Genomic DNA, 273 nt, shown 5'->3' with positions numbered 1-273 from the left:
CCCATCCCCCCGCCTTCCACTCGAAGCCTGGGGTCGTCGTCTCATGACGCGGGCGGAGGCGTGGGCGGACCAATCCCGTCCGCGTCGCTACGCCTACGAGTTCCTCTGGTTCGGGCTGAAGCAGGGGTGGGCGTGTCTGTTCGGGGGGCTGATGTTGGCCCTGATCCTGGGGACGTTTCTGCTGTGGCCGGATGGGGCGGCGGTGTCGCGCTATGACTTTCTGGTGGTCGGGGCGCTGGTCATTCAGGCGGCGATGCTGACCTTCAGGCTGGA

1 protein-coding gene is annotated in these 273 nt (G+C 67.0%); it reads left to right on the top strand.

The window, feature by feature from the left end:
* Window positions 1-43 precede the first annotated feature (43 nt).
* A partial coding sequence (locus tag RAD04_RS38690) for a DUF817 family protein (protein WP_461627970.1) occupies window positions 44-273 on the top strand: 230 nt, incomplete at its 3' end.

It is taken from the genome of Bradyrhizobium sp. 25ACV, assembly GCF_054863005.1.
This window is presented reverse-complemented; position numbering and strand designations above follow the sequence as displayed.